Source organism: Limnofasciculus baicalensis BBK-W-15, from assembly GCF_024178385.1.
Taxonomy (GTDB): Bacteria; Cyanobacteriota; Cyanobacteriia; order Cyanobacteriales; family Coleofasciculaceae; genus Limnofasciculus; species Limnofasciculus baicalensis.
In genome coordinates, this window is record NZ_JAMZMM010000639.1 from 1 (window position 1) to 1,858 (window position 1,858).

Genomic DNA, 1,858 nt, shown 5'->3' on the forward strand with positions numbered 1-1,858 from the left:
CTCTATTGGGGATCGAGAGATCTCAGATTTGATGTTACATCCCTACAGTTATTGATATTTGTGCAAGATCTCAGATTAAGGAACATATTATATAATAACAAAATCTTTAAGATTACATAGTTAGGATTTTGCTTATTATGAAGCCTGTTATCCGATTAGTAATCTCAATATTATTCCCACTACTACTTCTGGGAGCGAAGAGCGATATAGTAGTAAGTCAAGAGCTAATCGCCGATCGTAGATCTAATATAACCGATATTTGTCGTAAAATTCGCGAGGTGCGTAGACTTGCGATTGGGGAACGTTTAGATAATCGGGATCTCGCTACTCTAGAAGAGCGATACTGTGCCGCAGCACAACCTCCCACTAATAATATAGTCCCACCACCTAATGCGACACAAGATTGTATTGATTTAACAATTATGATGCGACTTGCACGTATTGGTGGAGGTGATAGTAATCTTATCAATTTAGTAGATAGCCAACAGTTAATTGCTTGCCAATTTACTACAGAATCGGACAAATCGTCAATATCTTATCCTAACGGGCAAACTGCTAAATTCGGCTCAACTTGGAATTATCCCAATGGGCAAACTGCCAAATTTGGCTCAACTTGGAATTATCCTAACGGGCAAACCGCCAAATTCGGCTCAACTTGGAATTATCCTAACGGGCAAACCGCCAAATTTGGCTCAACTTGGAATTATCCTAACGGCAATTTTGGTGACTTTAAAAGTTTATTGGCTTGGGCTTGCAGTATCCTGGGACGAAATGAATGTGCTGATAGATTATTAGAGGTGCGAAATACTAATGATTTTTGGAGTGAATTAGCCACAATCGAATTATCTTGGCAGGCTTATACAAGTCAGAAATAAAGCTATTTGTACAGTGTGTCATCCTTTGCTAATGCACCATCTTGCACGGAGCAGGGGAGCATCCCACTTTGGCAAAGATACTCGTTTTTTGACAAAGTTTTTACCCCCCCAGCCCCCCTTGTCAAAGGGGGGAGAAAGAATACAACCTGCATTTCTTCCAAATCAGGATGCTCCCCAGAGTAGGGAACTTCCGTATAAAATAAGAAGATAAATTAATTAACAATTAACAATTACCAATAGAGAGTGAATCAAACCAAATCTGAATTAAGAAAAAAACTCCTAAAACAGCGACAAGCCATGACTGTAGAAGAATGGCAACAAAAGAGCGATCGCATTTCTGCCCATCTCCAAACCTCCCCCTTATTTACCCAATCGAAAACTATCCTCGCTTATTTTAGTTTTCGCCAAGAGCCGGATCTCAGTTCATTATTTACAGACACGCAACATCGCTGGGGTTTGCCTCGATGTGTTGGTAAATCCCTAATCTGGCATAGCTGGCAGCCTGGAGAAACCTTACAAAAGGGAAATTATGGCATTTTAGAACCACATCCTGATGCACCTATCTTAGAAGCCGATCGGGTAGATTTAATTCTCGTACCAGCAGTGGCTTGCGATGTACGAGGGTATCGCTTGGGATACGGTGGTGGGTTTTACGATCGCTTATTGAGTTACACTGATTGGGTATTTAAACCTACTATAGGAATTGTCTTTGATTTTGCTTGCTTGCCTCAGTTACCGATAGAAGATTGGGATCGCCCACTACAAGCTATTTGTACGGAGTACGGACTGAGAAAATGAGGGGATGGGTAGGTTATTTGTCGTAGATAAAAAATTAACGGTATTGTTTTCATTTCTCCATCATATAGAAATCCGCAGGGAGCATCCCAATTTGACAAAAACCCAAGTTATATTCTTCCTCCCCCCTTTAACAAGCAGGGCTGTTTCATTCTCCCACAGCAACAGGTTAAAACCTGTTGCTACAC

2 protein-coding genes are annotated in these 1,858 nt (G+C 40.9%); both read left to right on the top strand.

All coding sequences use genetic code 11. The annotated features are described in order from the left end of the window. The first annotated feature begins 137 nt into the window (after window positions 1-137). Window positions 138-875 (top strand): hypothetical protein, encoded by a 738-nt coding sequence (locus NJ959_RS29040; protein ID WP_254015234.1) that lies wholly within the window; start codon window positions 138-140, stop codon window positions 873-875. 243 nt (window positions 876-1,118) lie between these two features. Further along, entirely contained in the window at window positions 1,119-1,673 is a 555-nt protein-coding gene (locus NJ959_RS29045; protein ID WP_309242725.1) for a 5-formyltetrahydrofolate cyclo-ligase, read from the top strand. Window positions 1,674-1,858: the final 185 nt, after the last annotated feature.

Bases quoted from the DNA above. Each gene is read 5' to 3' on its own strand.
- NJ959_RS29040 (WP_254015234.1), top strand. From the start codon at position 138: ATGAAGCCTGTTATCCGATTAGTAATCTCAATATTATTCCCACTACTA.